The sequence below is a fragment of the Cupriavidus sp. H19C3 genome, assembly GCF_049393815.1.
GTDB lineage: Bacteria > Pseudomonadota > Gammaproteobacteria > Burkholderiales > Burkholderiaceae > Cupriavidus.
Genome location: NZ_CP184985.1, coordinates 3197150 through 3213951, shown reverse-complemented (window position 1 = coordinate 3213951; position 16802 = coordinate 3197150). Strand labels below are relative to the sequence as shown.

The window sequence follows — 16802 nt, the reverse complement described above, 5'->3', positions numbered from 1 at the left end:
CCACCGATTCAGAAACAACGTGCTAGAGAAGGTTATTGATGAAGACGTTTGGCATCTCGATTCGTAAATATGCCGCGCTGTCGATGTTTTGCCTTGGGATGGCTGCGGCGGCAGGCGGTCACGCCCAGAACGCAAAGGCACCCGCGGCATCGGCGGCACCCACGGCAGCCGCTGCCAGCGTGCAGGGCGACAAGAAGCTCGCGAGCGTTCCCGGCACCCCGCGCGCGCGCGCGGCGGCCGTGTTGATCCGCGAGGCGGAAGGCGAACTGCTGTTCGAGCATTCGACCCGGGTCTACTATTGGGCCGCACTGAGCGGCGCGCGCAAAGGCTGGGCGTTCGATCCCGAACTGCTCTACATCGCGTCCATGTTTCACGACTACGGTTTGACGTCGCGCTACGGCAGCAGCCACCTGCGCTTCGAAGTCGACGGTGCGAATGCCGCGCGCGATTTCCTGCGCGGCCAGGGCGCGTCGGACGCCGAACTCCAGGCCGTCTGGCTGGCGATCGCGCTGCATACCACCAACGGAATTTCCGCAAACCTGTCGCCGCTCGCGTCGCTGCTGGCCGAGGGCGCCAATATGGACCTCGTCGGACTCGGATACGACCAGTACAGCGAGGCGGAACGAAACGCCGTCGAGGCCGCCCATCCGCGCCCGGCCCATTTCGCGGAAAGCTTCATGGACGCGCTGTACAACGGCATCAGGCATCGGCCCGAAACCACACAGGGCACCGGACTGGCCGACGTCATGGCATTCAAGGATCCGGGCTTCGTCAGGCGCGATTTCGCCGGACTGCTGATCCGCTCGCCGTGGACGCGCGCGAAGTAGATGGGTGAGAGGCCGGCGGGCTTGGCGCAGCGGCCAATACGGGCGCGCCGCGCCGATCCTGCGCTGTTGTCTGACTGAACTCCTCGCGCAGGAACTCGACGAGCAGCCGTACCGGGCGCGACGTATAGGCGCTATACGGATGTATGGCATACAGACTCGCACCGAAAGGCCCTACCGGTTCCCACTGCTCCAACAGGCTGATCAGGCGCCCGCCTGCAAGATCGAACTTGGCGCTGAAGTCTGGCAGGAGCGCGATGCCGAGCCCCTGGATGGCTGCCTCCCTCAGGACCTCACTGTTATTCGCTGACAGCGTGCCGATCACGCGCACGCTTTGGCGCTCCTCCGCGTCTTTGGACTTGAACGTCCACAGCGCCTGCTCGCCGCGCCGGAAATAACAGAGACAGTTGCGCCGGTGCAGATCAATGGGATGCTCGACGGCCCCGTTTCTTTCGACGTACGACGGTGCGGCCACGAGGACGGCCGTCGAGGCGCGCAACTTCCACGCGACATGCGTCTCGGGTGCGAACGACGTGTGTCGGATCGCCAGATCGAAGCCCTCCTGGGCAATGGATAACAGCTGGTCGGACAGCTCCAGCTCGACGCTGATCTCAGGATAGCGGCGCAAGAACCCCGACAGGCGAGGCGCAATCTCCTGCCTGCCTACGGCCACCCCCGCGGTCACGCGCACAATGCCGCGCGGCTCGGCCCGGGTATCCCTGATATCCAGAAAGCTGTGCTCGATCTGCTCGAACGCCCCCTTCGTCATCGACACGAGCCGTTGCCCCGCTTCCGTAAGGCGAACCGCGCGGGTGGTGCGTTGCACCAGGCTTACGCCTGCGAGCCTTTCCAACTCCGAGATCCGGAGGCTCACGGCAGACTTGCTGATGCCGAGCCGCATTGCAGCTGCGGTGAAACTGCCAAGCATGCCCAGGACGACCAGCGAATGGACGTTCACCCAGATCGGCGAGGTTTCCGCTGTATTCATCGTTCGCTCCTCTCTGCCCGCGCGCCTTGTCTCATTGTCGAGTTGCCTCAACAGTGTGTCGAGATTTCCATGTTGCGGTCATCCTTGCGTGGATCTTAGACTGACATTAGACGTAGGTACAACTATATTTGTCACAGTACCTCGTTTGGGCGGCCCGGAACGTTCATGAATGGGGGTAAACACCACGCGCCGGGCCGTCGATACCATCCATGATGCATATACAACAATCTGTCGAGCGAACCTTAGTCGTCGTCAGCAGATTTACCACAGGAGAAAGACATGCCGACATACATCGTATCTGCCGAGGCCAGCCTGCTGAGCCAGGAGAACAAGCGCTCCATCGCAGCCGCCATTACGGAAGAGCACAACCACGTCACGGGCGCGAACCTGTTTTTTGCCCAGGTGATCTTCCACGACATCGCTTCGGGCAACCACTTCATGGGTGGCCGGGAACTCCGCCACGACCAGATCTTCTTCCATGGCCACGTACGGTCCGGGCGCACTCGCGAACAGAAGGCGGATCTCCTCAAACGCATCGTCGCAAGGATCTGTGCCGTCGTCGATGTGCCTGCCGTGAGCGTATGGGGGTATATCTCGGAGCTGCCGCCGAGCCACATGATCGAGTACGGGGAGGTTCTACCTGAACCGGGGCAGGAAGCGGAATGGATGGCGTCCCTCGATCCCCATGTACGGGAATTCATGGAGAACGTCGAGAAGTAACCTCGCGTTCTTTTTTTCCCGATCAAGTACGCCCTGCCCAATCTCGAGGTGACTCATGAGCACGACAACGCTGACCATGGCCGGCACGAATGGCATGACCAAAGAGGAGCGAAAGGTTGTTTTCGCTTCCTCACTCGGTACCGTTTTTGAATGGTACGACTTCTATCTCTACGGCTCCCTGGCCGCCATCATTGGCAAGCAGTTCTTCTCCGGGGTGAACGAGACAACGTCCTTCATCTTTGCACTGCTGGCATTTGCTGCCGGCTTCGCCATTCGCCCCTTCGGCGCCCTCTTCTTCGGCAGGCTCGGTGATCTCATCGGACGGAAATATACGTTCCTGGTCACGATTCTTCTGATGGGTACGTCGACCTTCCTGGTTGGCGTGCTGCCGACCTACAGCTCCATCGGCATCGCCGCCCCGATCGCCCTGATCATATTGCGCCTCGCTCAGGGGCTGGCGTTGGGCGGCGAGTATGGCGGCGCGGCGACATACGTAGCCGAGCATGCGCCTGACGGGCAGCGCTCATACTTCACCTCGTGGATTCAAACTACCGCGACCCTTGGGTTTTTTCTGTCGCTTCTCGTGATCCTCGGCACGCGATTGCTGCTCGGCGAGGTCACCTTTGCCGAATGGGGCTGGCGCGTGCCCTTTGTCTGCTCGGTACTCCTGCTCGGCATCTCGGTGTGGATTCGCTTGTCCCTGAGTGAATCGCCGGTCTTTCTCAAGATGAAACAGGAAAAAAAGACCTCCAAAGCTCCCATCAGCGAAGCCTTCGGAAACTGGAAGAACGTCAAGATCGTACTCATTGCGCTCTTCGGCCTCGTCGCCGGGCAGTCCGTCATCTGGTACACGGGGCAGTTCTACGCGCTCTTCTTTCTGACCCAATCGTTGAAAGTCGACCCCGTGACGGCGAATCTCCTGATCGCCGGGGCACTGCTCATCGGGGTCCCGCTCATTATCTTCTTTGGCAAGCTGGCTGACAGGATTGGACGCAAGCCCATCATGATTACGGGCTTCCTGCTCTCCGCCGTGCTCTACTTCCCTCTCTTCAAGGCCCTGACTCACTACGTCAATCCCGCGCTGGATGCGGCACAGAAGAGCGCGCCCGTTACGCTGGTGGCGGACCCGCAATCATGCTCGTTCCAGTTCAACCCCGTCGGGACTTCGGAGTTCACCAAATCCTGCGACGTTGCCAAGGCGTACCTCGCCAAGGCTTCGGTGGATTACCACAACGCCGTCGCTCCGCCGGGGACTACCGCGTATGTCCGGGTTGGCGACCAGGTCGTGCATAGCTTTGAAGGCGGCGCACTGGATAAGGACGCCCGCCACGCAAAAACCGCCGTGTTCGAAGCGGAATTGGGTACGACACTGAAGGCCGTAGGCTATCCGACAAAAGCAACCCTCGACGCCATGAACCTGCCAATGGTCATGGTGATTCTTACGATCCTGGTGACACTCGTCGCACTGGTCTATGCCCCGATCGCTGCGGTGCTGGTAGAGCTGTTCCCCACCCGGATTCGATATACCGCGATGTCTCTGCCCTATCACATCGGTAACGGCTGGTTCGGCGGATTTCTTCCCACGACCGCATTTGCTCTGGTAGCGGCGACCGGAGACATGTATGCCGGACTTTGGTACCCCGTGGTCATCGCGGCGGTCTCGTTCGTCGTTGCTGTCTTTTTTCTCCCGGAAACGAGAGGCCGGAGCATTGCCGACTAACTGACGCGCCATCATGGCGTCGACGCGTCCCGGTAAGCAGTGCGGTGCGTCGACGCCTTCCGCTACGCCAGCAGTCCCCCGCATTGCCTGCCCAGGCATATTCGTGGCGGGCCGATCGGCCAGGGATCTATGTAGTAGACTGGATGCATATACACCATATCGCATCCCGCGGGGGCTTCTCGATGTTTACCGAATGCTATTGCACCCAGTTCCGGCGCTCGGCCAATGCGCTCACCAACATCTATGACGACGCGCTGCGCCCGATCGGCCTCAAGATCACTCAGCTCAGCCTGTTGCGCAGTCTGGATCGGCTGGGATCTGCGACATACAACGAAATCGCCGCGGAGCTCTCGCTGGACAAGACCACCATTTCCCGCAACATCAAGCTGCTGATTGATGCGGGCTGGGTGCAGATATCTGGCGATGAGGACGCCCGAATCAAGGTGGCAAGCCTCAGCAACGAAGGGGCCCGGATGTTGAAGCAGGCGGAGCCGCACTGGAGCGCCGCGCAAGCCAAGGTTGAACGCGAACTCAAGAAGTATCTGAAGGGTCCCGCCAAGGCGGTGCTGCTTGACGCGCTCGAAAGCCTCCAGCAGGTTGGCAGCCAGCGCAAAGGTCACTAGCAGGGAATGGCTTGATCCACCCGCCGTACATCATGACCGCCCCTTCCGGGAACGGCCTCTAAGCGCCCGACAGCATCCGCCGGTCAAAGTGGTAGAGCCGGCCTGGATTGCTCACAAGGATCTGGTGACGGACCGCCGGGTCGGGAATCCAGGCTGCCAGGAGATTGGCCAGGGTCGCGTCGTTGGGTTTCTCGGCCTCGGTCGCATGCGGCCAGTCCGTTCCCCATACCAGCCGGGAAGGGAATTGCGCGGTGACGGACGCCACGAAGTCGCCCAATTGCTCCAGATGCACCAAATGCCCCACATGCCCCGGATGCCCCGGATTGCCGCCGCCCTCCGGTACGGCCATGTAGGCACCGGACAACTTGAGCCAGGCGCGCCCGCTTGCCAGCAATCGATGGATGGCGCGCACTACCAGCGGCGCCAGCGCCGCATCGCTGTGAACGCGCGCAAAGTGGTCAACGACCACGTCGATACCCAGGGACAATAGCAAGTCGACATCCTGCAGGAACGACTCGGGAAGCATGTGCACCTGCAGGTGCCAACCGAGGCGACCGAGGCGAGCGGCCAACGGTCGTGCCATGGCGATGTCGGTGGCGCCGCGTTGAACCAGATTCATCCTCGCACCGACCACGCCCGAGGCGGCCAGCCGCTCCAGCTCGGCATCTGGCGTGTCGGGCGTCACCACCGCGATGCCGCGCGCGGCATCGCCAAAATCCCTTAGCGCAGCAAGCATGACGCGATGGTCCGTACCGTAGGAAGACGGTTGGACCACCACGTTGCGCGTCGTGCCGAGTCGCTTCTGGAGGCGCCGGTACTGTGCGACGGTGGCGGCTTCATGCGTGAGCACGGCACCGGCGGCAAACGGCGCGGTCGCATCGAACACATGCATATGGCAATCACATGCGTTGATCGGCATGGCAAAGGACGGCGCATCGTTGCCGGCCGAATGAGGCGTGGCCGGAAAGCCGCCAGACTTGCGGTCGCGCTCGTCCATGGCCATCAGCGCTGGGCCGAAGCCGACGAATTCCAGAATCGATACGTCCGTTCGAGTTCAGACTTCGCCTCGGGAATCGAAGCCGACTCGACCAGCTCCAGGGACATATCGCTCACCTGCTTCCGCACGTCCGGGTCCGCCAGGGTTTTGCGCAGCGCGGCATTGAAGGTCTCGGCTACGGACGCCGGCAGCGCTTTGGGCGCAAAGAACGCATTGAAGCTGCTCAGGTTCAGGCCCGGTACGCCAGCCTCGGCAAAGGTCGGTACATCCGGCAGTAGCGGCGAGCGTTTGTCGCCCGTCACCGCCAGCAAGCGGACCTTCTTCGCGCGCGACATGGTCACGGCTTCCGGCGAACCGGTGACGCCCGACGCGAGCTGGCCGCCGATGAGTTGCGGCATCATCTGCGCCGAGCCATTGAACGGAATGGCTTCCATCGCGATGCCTGCCTTGCGTCCGATGCTGCTGCCGAGCAGGTCCGGCATGCCGCCCATTAGCGGTACACCATAGTTGCGCCTGGACGCGTCCTTCCTGGCGAGGTCCATGAACTGCTGCAGCGTTGCCGCCGGGCTGGTGTTGGGGACGGAGAACACCCATTGGAAGCGCGCAACGGTCCCCACGGGCGAGAAGTCACGCAGGGCGTCGTAGCCGGCCGATGGCGTGATCAGCGGCACGATCACCACCGAGTGGTCCAGGGCCAGGAGGTACACGGAGCCGTCCGCCGGCGCGTTCTTCACATATGCGGTGCCAATCTGGCCACTCGCGCCCGGCCTGTTCTCCACCACGACGGTATGGCCAAGCTCTTTCGCGAGGCCGGGCGCGAGAAGTCGCGCGAGCGCATCGGTCGCGCCGCCCGCGGCGAATGGCACGACGATGCGGATCGGACCGCTGAACCCGGCAGCGCTGGCCGCCGTCGATACGGTGGCGCTCATGGCGAGTGCTACCAGCATGCGCACGAGGATGTGCATGTTTGTCTCCAGATAATGGGGTGGGCGCTTCTGCGAGCGCTCATGAGGACCGTCGGATCGCGCCCTGCCGGGCGCCATCACTCACTGCAGGCCAAAGCGGCGCAGCGTCTCGCCGAGATTGAGAAGTTCGACCATGGTCTTGCCCTGCTTGAGCGCGACCCGCATGGCGTCTTCCTTGCTCTCGCGCTCGAGGCTCTTGTCGATAACGCTGTCCACCTCTCCCGGCGATACCACTACCAGGCCGTCTCTGTCACCGACCACGATGTCGCCGGGATGAATCTGAACGCCGCCAATGTGCACCGGCACGTTGACCTTGCCAGGTTGATTCTTTCCCGTGCCCTTGATGGAAAGGCCACGACAGAAAACCGGGAAGCCCATGTCGATGATGGCGTTGCCATCGCGCACCGCGCCGTTCACGACCAGACCGGCAAGTCCCAACTCCAGTGCCGCGAGCGTAAGGATGTCGCCCCACGGCCCCGCTTCCAGAAAGCCCTTGGCATCGACCACCAGCACATCCCCTGGCTTGGTCTTGGTGAGGGCAAAGTGAATCATGAGGTTGTCACCCGGCCGCAGGTCCACGGTCACCGCGGGCCCTGCCATGCGCACGGTAGGGTCGAGCGGCTTGAGTCCGGCGTCCAGCGCGCCTTTCTGGCCCTGGGCTTCATGAATGGTTGCTGTGCCGAGGGCTTTCAGACGCTCGATTCGCGGGTCGTCGACGGACATGTGTGCTCCTGTGTCGAGGAAGTTGGTATGGTTGCTTGGCGTCCTGATAGTACAAAATAAAAACAATCAACCGCAAGACAAAACAGCATGCCTGCGGGTTTACGTGGAATTATTGCGCAGACAGCTCGCCGTCAATACATTGCAAGTACATTCAAGCCAAAGCAGCCCTCATCGGACACCGGTAGCTGGCGATCGTCGGTGTTTGGTAGGATGGCGGCTCGCGTTGAGCGTCAGACGGTGCCGGAAGACCCGCGGCCGGGCCGTCACGAACATTGAGAAGGCGATGAAAAAAGGCAGCGAACAGACCTATGAAGTCTTAAAAAAGCGCATCGTTGCAGGACACTACACGGCAGGCACGCAGCTGAAGGAGGAGCACATTGCCGAAGACATGGGCGTCAGCCGGACGCCTGTGCGGTCCGCGCTCAAGCGGCTGATCGAGGATGGCCTGGCAGTCCAGGAGGCAGGGCGCGGCGTGTTTGTGGCAGGCTGGACCCGGTGGGATATCGAGGACATGTTCCGCCTGCGTATCCGTCTGGAGCCTTTTGCAGCCAGACTCGCGGCCGAGCGCGCGGACGCCGCTATCGTCGAGCGGCTGAAGAAATGCAATGACGACATGGCGCTCGCCATCCAGAACGCGGGAAAGACCGAAGATGGCATCGCCGAGGTCCAGGCCGCCAACAGTCGCTTCCATCGCCTGCTGCTGGAAGCCGCGGGCTCGCACCGACTGCAGATGATGCTGGAGACCATGATCGATATGCCCATCATCACCCGCTCGTTCTTTCTCTACGAGCCCGACGATCTGCTGCGCAGTCTCCAGCACCACAAGGACATCGCCATGGCAGTGGAATTGCATGATGGCGACCTGGCCGAGCGACTCATGTCGGTGCACCTGCTGATCTCGAACCAACGGTTCATGAGCCAGCGCCTGGATGCCTTCCAGCCACCTCCGGCAGCCGTACAAAAATAGAACAACATGCGTCTCTTACGGCATATCTCTGCTTAACAGAGCGCAGCCCAGCCAAGCGTTTACCCGCGCCTTTGCAATTTTCCGTTGTTCTGACTGTATTTTTTTTGTACTCTCCCGCTTCAATAGCAAGGAGACAGTCTTGAACATCGCAATCATTGGTCTGGGCGAAGTGGGCCGCTGTTACGCGAAGGCCCTCGCCACCGTCCCCGGCACGACTTTCCAGTTCTGCGACACCCGACTGTCGCAGGCGGGGCAGGACCTCGTCAGTACATTTGGCGTAGCGGTTCGCGAAGATATCGGGGACTGGCTGGCCGATGCCGATTGGGTCATCTCGTGCGTGTTCGGCGCCGTCTCGCTGGATGTTGCTGGCCGCTGTTTCGACCATATGAAACTGGGCGCCCGATACGCCGACCTGACGACGGCGAGCCCGGCGGACAAGCGCGTGGCCGCTGTTCGGGCCAAGGGCAAGGGGCTCGACTACATCGATGTCGCCGTCATGGGAGCGATCTCCCTGGCGTGGGCGCGCACGCCACTGCTATGCGCCGGCGATGGCGCCGACAAGTTTGCCGAACTCATGCAACGGGCAGGCGGCAATGCGCGCGTCGTGGAAGACGGAGCGGCCGGCGACGCCATCTCGCTGAAGGTGCTACGCAGCGTCTTCACCAAGGGCATGGAAGCCTTGTCCGTGGAGTTGCTGATGGCGGCCGAGAAGCAAGGCGTTCGCGACAAGCTGTATGGCGTGCTCAAGGACATCGACGACAGTCCGCTCGAGAACTTCATCAACATGCTGGTGCGCACGCACACCATTCACGCCCGGCGACGCACGCATGAGGTTGCAGAGGCGCAGAAGGAGCTGATGGGCGCCGGGCTGACGTCGCTCGTCCTGCCCGGCGTGGAAGCGCGCTTCGCCAGCACTGCCGCGGCAATCGAGGCGGATCCGGTTGGGGAGAACCCGACTTTGGAAGACGCCTTGCAATGGCTGCTCAAGCAAGCCGCATCACAGTAAAAGACCAACCAGCATTCCGGAGACAACCGATGCAAAAGCTCATTCTTGCCGCCTCGGCAGCCATGCTCTCGACCACGTTCGTCGCGCCGATGGCCTTCGCCGGGGACCATTACCCCAGCAAGCCAGTCCGCATGCTGGTCGGATTTCCTCCGGGCGGTTCCGCCGACATCAACGCACGCATCGTGGCGCAAGGCCTGGCCTCGCAATTGTCCGGGTCGATTGTCCCGGACAACAAACCCGGCGCGGGTGGCAATATCGCCGCCACGGAAGCGAAGCGCGCCACCCCCGATGGCTACACGATCTTCTACAGCACCTCGGCCATCGTGCTGGCGCCATCGCTGTACCAGAACGTGCAATTCGACGCGTTCACCGACTTCGTGCCGATCAGCCTGACGGCAAACATCCCGCTGGTCCTGGTCACGACACCCACCCTTCCCGTCAGCAACGTCAAGGAGCTCGTGTCGTATGCCAAGACGCATCCGGGCAAGCTCAACTATGCATCGTCGGGGGCCGGCGCCCTGCTTCACCTCGGCGGCGCATTGTTCGCCAAGGAAATGGGCATCGACGTAACGCACGTCGCCTACAAAGGCAGCGCGCCCGCCATCACGGACCTGATGGCCGGGGCCACGCAATTCATGCTGCTACCGTTGAATGAGGCGGCGCCGCACGTCAAGGCCGGCAAGCTGAAGCCGCTGGCGATCACGAGCACCAGGCGCACGCCGCTTCTGCCCGATGTGCCGACGATCAAGGAAGCCACCGGCCTGGATTCGCTCGTGATGGGGGCCTGGCAGGGCATCCTCGTTCCGAAGGGAACGCCCGACGCGGTGGTCTCCCGCCTGCGCGAAGTAACCGAGCGCACCCTCGCGGACAAAGCCGTGCGCACGAAGCTGGAAAGCCAGGGCTCGGAAATTCTGGGCGGAACGCCTCAGCAGTACACCCAGTACATGAAGAGCGAGTCTGTGCGCTGGGCGCGCGTGATCAAGGAATCTGGTGCGAAGGTCGAGTAGGGTGGCATTCATCTTGAGCACCGCCTCGTGCCGCGATCGGCGGGGATGGCTAGCTGGTCGACCCCGCCCGGACTCATCAACTACCGTGCGCCGCTCGCCAGTTTTTTGTCTGATTCGATGGCCGCCTGGAAGCGCGAATCTTTGAGCAATTCCTCAACATTTAGCTTTACGGTTTCGTTCATGGCGCCAAACACATTTACGAACTTTGCTGTCTTGCGCTTCGTTTCCTTGACGGCATCGAAGACGACAGTCTTGCTCGACGCGTCAGTGAGCACATACTTGATTGTGAGTGTCCAGTCGACGCTATAACCGAGATCGTCGATAAGGAACTCCTGAATTTCTCCCGACAGAACGTGGCGCTTGTCGTTAGTTTGTATGCCAACGAAACGCAGTTCCGCAAACACCGCGTCGCGGACGTATTTGCTAACGTCCTTATCGATCTTGATCGTCCCGATCGCGGTATTTTTGATGACATTAACGGGGACTTGGCCCTGAGCGGACGGTTCCGCAGGCAAATACTTGAAGTCCGATACGCTAAGGGACCCATTTGCGCTCATCACCGAACTGGGAGCGTAGTTCGTGGGAATAGGCGGCGCGGCGCATCCCGCAAGCAACACGGCACTCAGTGCGGTGGCTGACAGAGCGACACGATAGTGTTTGGATGCTTTCGTTGTAAGCGACTGAAATTTCATGTTATCAACCCGTTTGATCCCAAACTTCCGGCCCTAATAAGAATGGTCGCAACTGACCCCAGTGGTGGGAGTACCATCAGGCATGATCAACGGCCGTTTCGGGAATTTCTTGAATATTATTGCTCCCATCCGAGGAAGGATTGACAGGGATGGTTTGGCGGATTTTGTGAGGCTGGCTATGTAGATGGTAATCTCCCCGCTTTTAACGCGAGGCGAAAGTAGAGACTATGCTGTGGCCAAGAGCCGCTGTTTTGGCGTCATGCCACCAAGGCCCATGATTCGGGCTCTCATGATTGTATTGCCACATCCATTGCGTCGCGAAGTCCTGCACGTGTCCTAGGTCATCCCCGTAATACCGGGACAGCCATTCATATCGCACGGTCCGGTTAAATCGCTCGACGTAGGGTTCTGTTGGGGCTTGCCCGGCTGGAGTAGTTCAAAGCGATTCCCCGCGTCGTTGCCCATTGCGTGATCGCGTCGCTCAGGTACTCCGGACCGTTGTCGCAACGTATTGCGGCCGGCGTTCCCCGCCAATCAATGATCTGGTCCAGTGCCCGGATGACGCGCGCAGACGATAGCGAGAGTCGATCTCGATGCCAAGTGCTTCACGGTTAAAGTCGTCGATCACGTTGAACAGCCGGATTACAGCGCCCGTCCTTCAGCTGGGTCGTGCATGAAGTCCATCGACCATACCTCGTTCACCGACACCGGCACAGATCAACGGATCTGGCGCCTGACGCACCAGTCTCCTGCGCGGCTTGATGCGCAGGTCCAGCTCCCGCTCCCGGTAAATCCGGTAGACGCGCTTATGGTTCCAGCCGAAGCCCCAATTGCGGTGATTGTCGGTCAGCCGTAGCAGCCAATCGGCAATCTGTTCGTTCTCCGCATTGCGCTGACGCTCATAGCGGTAACACATCTGGCTTACGCCAAATGCCTCGCACGCAAGCCGGATCGACACTCCCCGGCGCGCCACTGCGTCCCTGGCCATCTCGCGGCGGGTAGATGGCCTCAGTCTTTTCTTGCCAGTGCCTCGGCAACGATCTCGGCCTTGATCTTTTCCTCGACGTACACCTTGCGCAGCGGGGCATTCTCCGCCTCCAGCTCCTTCATCCGCGCCATCAGCGACACATCCATGCCACCATACTTTCCACGCCAGCTATAAAAGGTCGCCGTGCTGATGCCCATCTCGCGGCAGATCTCCGGCACTGCCAGTGCCCGACTCCGCGCGCTTGAGCGCGTCCATGATCTGGCTATCTGTGAACTTCGACCTCTTCATCCGTAGAACTCCCTTTGCTGGAATATTCTACTTGCCGACCCGCTTATTCAGCGGGGGGGATTACTGATCGACCGGGACGTAGGGAAGCCGAACGGGCAGCTCGACCATGGCTTCGATGAATAAGACGGATCCGTAAGCTAACCGACTCCATGGAGCTTCGGTAGCTTGAATGACGCGAACTTCGTGGTTCTCAACTGAAGCTGTCGCTTGAGCTTGTCCAGGAAACTGCGGATGCGCATGCGATTACGAGGATTCGAATCATCCTCCTCCACGGAAAGGATGTTAACCGCCAGCTCCGTGTACAAATCCATGGCTTTCTTGGCGTACTTGCCAACGGCAGCCCCAAATTCTGGCGTGGTGATCTTTTGAAGCGTCAAACGGCTCAAGTCGTTGGCGCCTCTTTCAATGAGTTGCCCGGCCACGTATATGCCCCATGGGGTGCCGTGAATACCGAGGATCGCCGACATGATGGGGTCAGAGTCACCGATCTGCTCAAGCATCTTCATACGCTCCTCTTCGATCTTTAACGCCAAGAGCCAAACCAAAAGGACCCGCTCCGCCGTCGTGCCGCGAGGAAATATGGTCTTATAGGATTTATCGTATAAGTCTGCTTTCTTTGCTACCGCCTCAAGGATCGTATCGTCTGACAAAGCCGCCAGATACTGCGTGATTCGCTCCAAGTCAATCTTGGTGGAGCTTCGTTGAAGCTTCGCCCCCTCCTGCTTGGGAGCGTAAGTGTAGCCATAAGGTGTAAGTTTCGATCGCAACGATTCCTGGATGGGATCCAAGAGTCGAACCGCCGAGAGCTTCACTGGGTTTTGTGTATTGTTGTAACGGACGATCTCGGTGAGGAGCGCCTTACGGGCGCCGACGATTCGCACCATCACCTCAGATTGTTCAGCCGCCGCAGACCGCTCTATGGCCTTACAAAGACTGACGGTTGTCTGGCAGCCATTGACGATTGAGAACTGATTGAGACGATAGCGGCTTTCGCTCAAGCCTTCGTAGCTGTCAGCCACAATCGTGATGCCATTGTTCAAGGCCCAAAACACGCCAGGCTTCTGCTCGGCGGTTTCGATGATCTTTTCGTTTATACCGCCCTTCCGCTGTCCTACAAAGAGTCGAACATTGCCCTCAAACAGCTTGTTCCTATGTTGGGTATAAAGACGGTTCAACTCGGAAGCCCGTACACTTCCCACCACCGCCTGCCCAAACTCTCCTTTGAGCTGTATCACCCCGTTAGAAAAGGTTATGGTGTCCGTATCGACAGACCGCCCTGCCGCCTTTGCAACTACGTATTTGTCATAGAGACTGTCTTGCGACTCGTAGAAGAAAGTCGTATTGCTACCGTAGGCCTTCGAGCGCCGCGCCGCCTCGACATGTCGACCGATCTCGTCGTTGTGTCCCGAGACGGAGACCACCCCAAAGACGAGACTGTAGTCATCCAGGTTCACATCTTTAAGTCGCTCATAGATATCGGCGCGACCACCGTGCTGAAAACTCTCCGGGTCTTTTACGCTACCGATTGACGCTGTTAAGGCGTTCCATTTTTTTACGGGTGTGGCTCGTTCAACCCGGTCTGACACATAGCCCTGCAAAACAATTACCTGCGCCTGCTCGTCATCGACATAGATCAGATCGCAACCATTATCCCCTGGTCCGTCAACGGAAGCGGCATCAATAGCCTCGTCCTCTTCAATGCCAAGAAGCGTGGACGCATACCATGCGGCAAGCGCTTTATCCCGCGTCATCCCACCGCGCTTCGCCAGCCCGTCAATGGCCGTCAGCAGTTCTTTTCTCGTATCCGAGGAACCCATTGTTTTCTTGCTGGTTGCCATACCGTTCGCAAACTTGACATCGACTCTCGATTCTACCGTGGGACGACGGCTGTCATGCCAAACTCAAGGGGGGGTTGACCGGAAGTGCTTCGACGTAATATTCGGGCTCCCTTTATATCGTCCCATTCCCCGCTCCGAGAAACTAGATTCTAAAAAAATGATGGAATGCGCGGGCACCAAAGATGGATTGGCGGAAGGCCGTACCGGCCGCGCGCGCGAGGCGACGCAATCTATGAGAGGCTGCAAGCTAGGCCCCACGGAGCCTGTCCATGGGAGCGCGCGGATCGCCTACGCCCACGTCATCGGTGACCAGGGGTCCCTGCGCCGAGCGACCTCAAGCGCTGCTGGCCCGCCAGTGCGTTACGGACTTTCGGCGCGGGCTCCCGGCATGACAATAGTGAATATTGCGTCACTTTTCGACACGCTATCGGACGATTTGCGGGATGTCGAAGCGGTTGGCAGGATGGCGCCTGTCGCATACCTTTGCGTAACGGGAAGCGGCTTCCGCCGCGAAAGCTGGATCACCACACCCTTGCCGATTCCCAGCTCTTTCGCGATCTGACTAATCGACGCGGCATCGTCAATGCGTTGACGTATATAGGCCTGGTACCCCTCGCCATATCGGTTGATGCGGACAATGTCCGCAGGCGCGATCTCACACCGCGAGAGAGAGCGATGGACCTTGAAACTAAATCTGCACTTGCAATTGACATTCACAAATGCCCTGTCATTCCTACATCGTTGATCTTTGGACACCCAATGATCGGGGCCATGGTGTGCGATCGGACTGGCGCAGCGCAACCGCAAGCCAATGCGGGGCGGTCCAACGGGTTTAGCGTATATCGAATCGTGCAGGTCTGCGCCATAGGTTTCGGCGAAGAACATCTCAAGCATCATGCGGGAAACGGCTTGCGGCAGCCGTACCTCAAAACTGGGAATCTCGGGCAGCCTCATAGGGAGGCGGCAGATCGAAGATCATGGCGTCACGTGTCAACGCCAAACGAATGTTGCATGGATGCGGCGCGCAGCCCAGATGCAACGCCGTCAATTCCTCCTATACTGCATCCGTCCCTTCACCTCCCACTGAACTATGGAATACGCCCCCGGCATCAGCCAGCTCGCCGGTCTGCTTGCCGACCCTGGCCGCGCCGCCATGCTCTGGGCCCTGATGGACGGCAGCGCGCGGCCGGCAGGTGAGCTCGCCCTGATCGCGGGCCTGTCGGCCTCCTCCACCAGCGGCCATCTGTCGCGATTATCGGAAGGCGGCCTGCTCGCGGTAGAAACGCGAGGGCGCAATCGTTACTACAGACTTTCCACGCCGGAGATCGGCGTGGCGATCGAGGCGTTGGCGTCCGCGTCGATTGCCAGCCAGCCGCCGCGCACGCGGGCGGTGCCGGTGTCGCGTTCCGCGCCGGCTGCGCTCAGGCAGGCGCGGACCTGTTATGACCACCTGGCCGGTGAACTTGCGGTGGGTCTGTTTGATCGTATGAGGCAATCGGGCTGGATCGTCGTGGCAGGTACCGCGGTCGACCTGACCGAGAACGGCGCGCTGGCGATGACGCAGCTCGGCATCGATCTGGGCGGCGCACGGCGCAAGCGGCGGCAGTTTGCCTGTAGCTGCCCGGACTGGAGCGAGCGCAAGCCACACCTTGGCGGCGCGCTCGGTGCGGCGCTGCTGCAAAGCTTGCTGGCGCATGGCTGGATCGAGCCGACCACCACCTCGCGCGCGTTGCGGGTGACCCCGCGCGGTCAGCGCGAGATTGCGCGGTTGGCGGCATAGCGGAGAAGGAGGCCAAACGATGGCGATTGAACTGGAAGACGATGCACAGGACGCGATCATCCGCCTGATCGGACTGATCAACCTGGGCGACACCGCGCAGACGGAGCGTCAGCAGGCGCTGTTCGAGGAAGCGCTGGAAGACGACGAGCACGACGCCGCCGATGGCGAGGAACTGCTCTGGATTCTCAAGGACGTCATCGACTGGGAGTCCGGCTTTTACGTCGAATGGAAAGATGCGGAGTCGCTTATCGGCTCGCTCAATCAACTGTGCGAGCGCATCGACGTGGAAATCGACTGGGGTACCGAGGATACCGAGGATACCGAGGATGAGGACTTCCTCGAAGGGACCAGCGTGCCCGAACTGATGGAGCTCGCCTTTAATCAGCTGCGCGTGGCGGGTTACACGTTGTGGAACTGGGATACCGGCGGCGACGCGTTCGCGGGCTGGATCACGCGCAGCGAGGACGACGAGGAAGTGATCGAGATTGCCGAGATACTGAGCCTCGATCTGCGCCCGGCCGATCAGCCCTACTAGCCTGACAGGCTCATGCTGGGGCGATTGACACGAACCAGGCCAATCACGCTAATCACGCCAATCACGCCAATCCCGCCCACCACGCCAACCACGACAACCATTGGGCCGGCGTGACCGTGTCGAGCGGTGCCGGCTGCGGTG

At 60.5% G+C, this 16802-nt stretch carries 16 protein-coding genes and 1 pseudogene; 9 read left to right on the top strand and 8 right to left on the bottom strand.

Going from position 1 to position 16802, the window contains the following annotated elements:
- Positions 1-179: 179 nt before the first annotated feature.
- Positions 180-827, top strand: coding sequence for an HD domain-containing protein (locus DFLDMN_RS14780; protein ID WP_423195673.1), 648 nt, complete (start codon positions 180-182; stop codon positions 825-827).
- On the opposite strand, the gene DFLDMN_RS14775 is transcribed toward DFLDMN_RS14780, so the two are convergent.
- Positions 772-1812, bottom strand: a complete 1041-nt coding sequence (locus DFLDMN_RS14775; protein ID WP_423195672.1) for a LysR family transcriptional regulator — start codon at positions 1810-1812, stop codon at positions 772-774. The two genes, DFLDMN_RS14780 and DFLDMN_RS14775, sit on opposite strands and share 56 nt — an antisense overlap.
- Positions 1813-2091: 279 nt before the next feature.
- Between DFLDMN_RS14775 and DFLDMN_RS14770 the strand changes: the two genes are divergently transcribed.
- The 3 genes from DFLDMN_RS14770 (at position 2092) to DFLDMN_RS14760 (ending at position 4875) form a co-directional block, all read left to right on the top strand.
- Positions 2092-2532 carry a tautomerase family protein gene (locus DFLDMN_RS14770; RefSeq protein WP_423195671.1) on the top strand — a complete coding sequence of 147 codons (441 nt, stop codon included), beginning with the start codon at positions 2092-2094 and terminating at the stop codon, positions 2530-2532.
- 55 nt (positions 2533-2587) lie between these two features.
- Positions 2588-4252 (top strand): MFS transporter, encoded by a 1665-nt coding sequence (locus DFLDMN_RS14765; RefSeq protein ID WP_423195670.1) that lies wholly within the window; start codon positions 2588-2590, stop codon positions 4250-4252.
- Positions 4253-4434: 182 nt separating this feature from the next.
- Positions 4435-4875, top strand: coding sequence for a MarR family winged helix-turn-helix transcriptional regulator (locus DFLDMN_RS14760; RefSeq protein ID WP_423195669.1), 441 nt, complete (start codon positions 4435-4437; stop codon positions 4873-4875).
- Positions 4876-4933: 58 nt separating this feature from the next.
- Here DFLDMN_RS14760 and DFLDMN_RS14755 read toward each other — a convergent pair whose 3' ends face one another.
- From DFLDMN_RS14755 to DFLDMN_RS14745, 3 genes are all read right to left on the bottom strand, one after another.
- Positions 4934-5794 (bottom strand): amidohydrolase family protein, encoded by an 861-nt coding sequence (locus tag DFLDMN_RS14755; protein ID WP_423195668.1) that lies wholly within the window; start codon positions 5792-5794, stop codon positions 4934-4936.
- An 83-nt stretch (positions 5795-5877) separates the two neighbouring features.
- Complete coding sequence (locus tag DFLDMN_RS14750) at positions 5878-6837, bottom strand: Bug family tripartite tricarboxylate transporter substrate binding protein (RefSeq protein WP_423195667.1); 960 nt, start codon at positions 6835-6837, stop codon at positions 5878-5880.
- A gap of 81 nt (positions 6838-6918) precedes the next feature.
- Positions 6919-7560, bottom strand: coding sequence for a 4-carboxy-4-hydroxy-2-oxoadipate aldolase/oxaloacetate decarboxylase (locus DFLDMN_RS14745; RefSeq protein ID WP_423195666.1), 642 nt, complete (start codon positions 7558-7560; stop codon positions 6919-6921).
- Between the two features lie 283 nt (positions 7561-7843).
- Here DFLDMN_RS14745 and DFLDMN_RS14740 point away from each other — a divergent pair, with 283 nt between their 5' ends.
- From DFLDMN_RS14740 to DFLDMN_RS14730, 3 genes are all read left to right on the top strand, one after another.
- Complete coding sequence (locus tag DFLDMN_RS14740) at positions 7844-8527, top strand: GntR family transcriptional regulator (RefSeq protein ID WP_423195665.1); 684 nt, start codon at positions 7844-7846, stop codon at positions 8525-8527.
- 139 nt (positions 8528-8666) lie between these two features.
- Positions 8667-9533 (top strand): NAD(P)-binding domain-containing protein, encoded by an 867-nt coding sequence (locus DFLDMN_RS14735; protein ID WP_423195664.1) that lies wholly within the window; start codon positions 8667-8669, stop codon positions 9531-9533.
- Positions 9503-10540, top strand: coding sequence for a Bug family tripartite tricarboxylate transporter substrate binding protein (locus tag DFLDMN_RS14730; RefSeq protein WP_423195663.1), 1038 nt, complete (start codon positions 9503-9505; stop codon positions 10538-10540). The genes DFLDMN_RS14735 and DFLDMN_RS14730 overlap by 31 nt, the downstream gene beginning before the upstream one ends.
- A gap of 80 nt (positions 10541-10620) precedes the next feature.
- On the opposite strand, the gene DFLDMN_RS14725 is transcribed toward DFLDMN_RS14730, so the two are convergent.
- From DFLDMN_RS14725 to DFLDMN_RS14710, 4 genes and pseudogenes are all read right to left on the bottom strand, one after another.
- On the bottom strand, positions 10621-11232 hold the full coding sequence (locus tag DFLDMN_RS14725) for a hypothetical protein (RefSeq protein WP_423195662.1): 612 nt from the start codon (positions 11230-11232) through the stop codon (positions 10621-10623).
- Positions 11233-11457: 225 nt separating this feature from the next.
- A pseudogene (locus tag DFLDMN_RS14720) lies at positions 11458-12508 on the bottom strand (IS3 family transposase).
- 137 nt (positions 12509-12645) lie between these two features.
- On the bottom strand, positions 12646-14346 hold the full coding sequence (locus DFLDMN_RS14715) for an AIPR family protein (RefSeq protein ID WP_423195661.1): 1701 nt from the start codon (positions 14344-14346) through the stop codon (positions 12646-12648).
- Positions 14347-14706: 360 nt separating this feature from the next.
- Entirely contained in the window at positions 14707-15243 is a 537-nt protein-coding gene (locus DFLDMN_RS14710; protein ID WP_423195660.1) for a hypothetical protein, read from the bottom strand.
- A gap of 193 nt (positions 15244-15436) precedes the next feature.
- Here DFLDMN_RS14710 and DFLDMN_RS14705 point away from each other — a divergent pair, with 193 nt between their 5' ends.
- Together DFLDMN_RS14705 and DFLDMN_RS14700 are read left to right on the top strand one after the other, a co-directional pair.
- Positions 15437-16126: an ArsR/SmtB family transcription factor gene (locus DFLDMN_RS14705; protein ID WP_423195659.1), complete on the top strand. Its 690-nt coding sequence runs from the start codon at positions 15437-15439 to the stop codon at positions 16124-16126.
- Between the two features lie 19 nt (positions 16127-16145).
- Entirely contained in the window at positions 16146-16661 is a 516-nt protein-coding gene (locus DFLDMN_RS14700; protein ID WP_423195658.1) for a DUF6630 family protein, read from the top strand.
- The last annotated feature ends 141 nt before the right edge of the window (positions 16662-16802 follow it).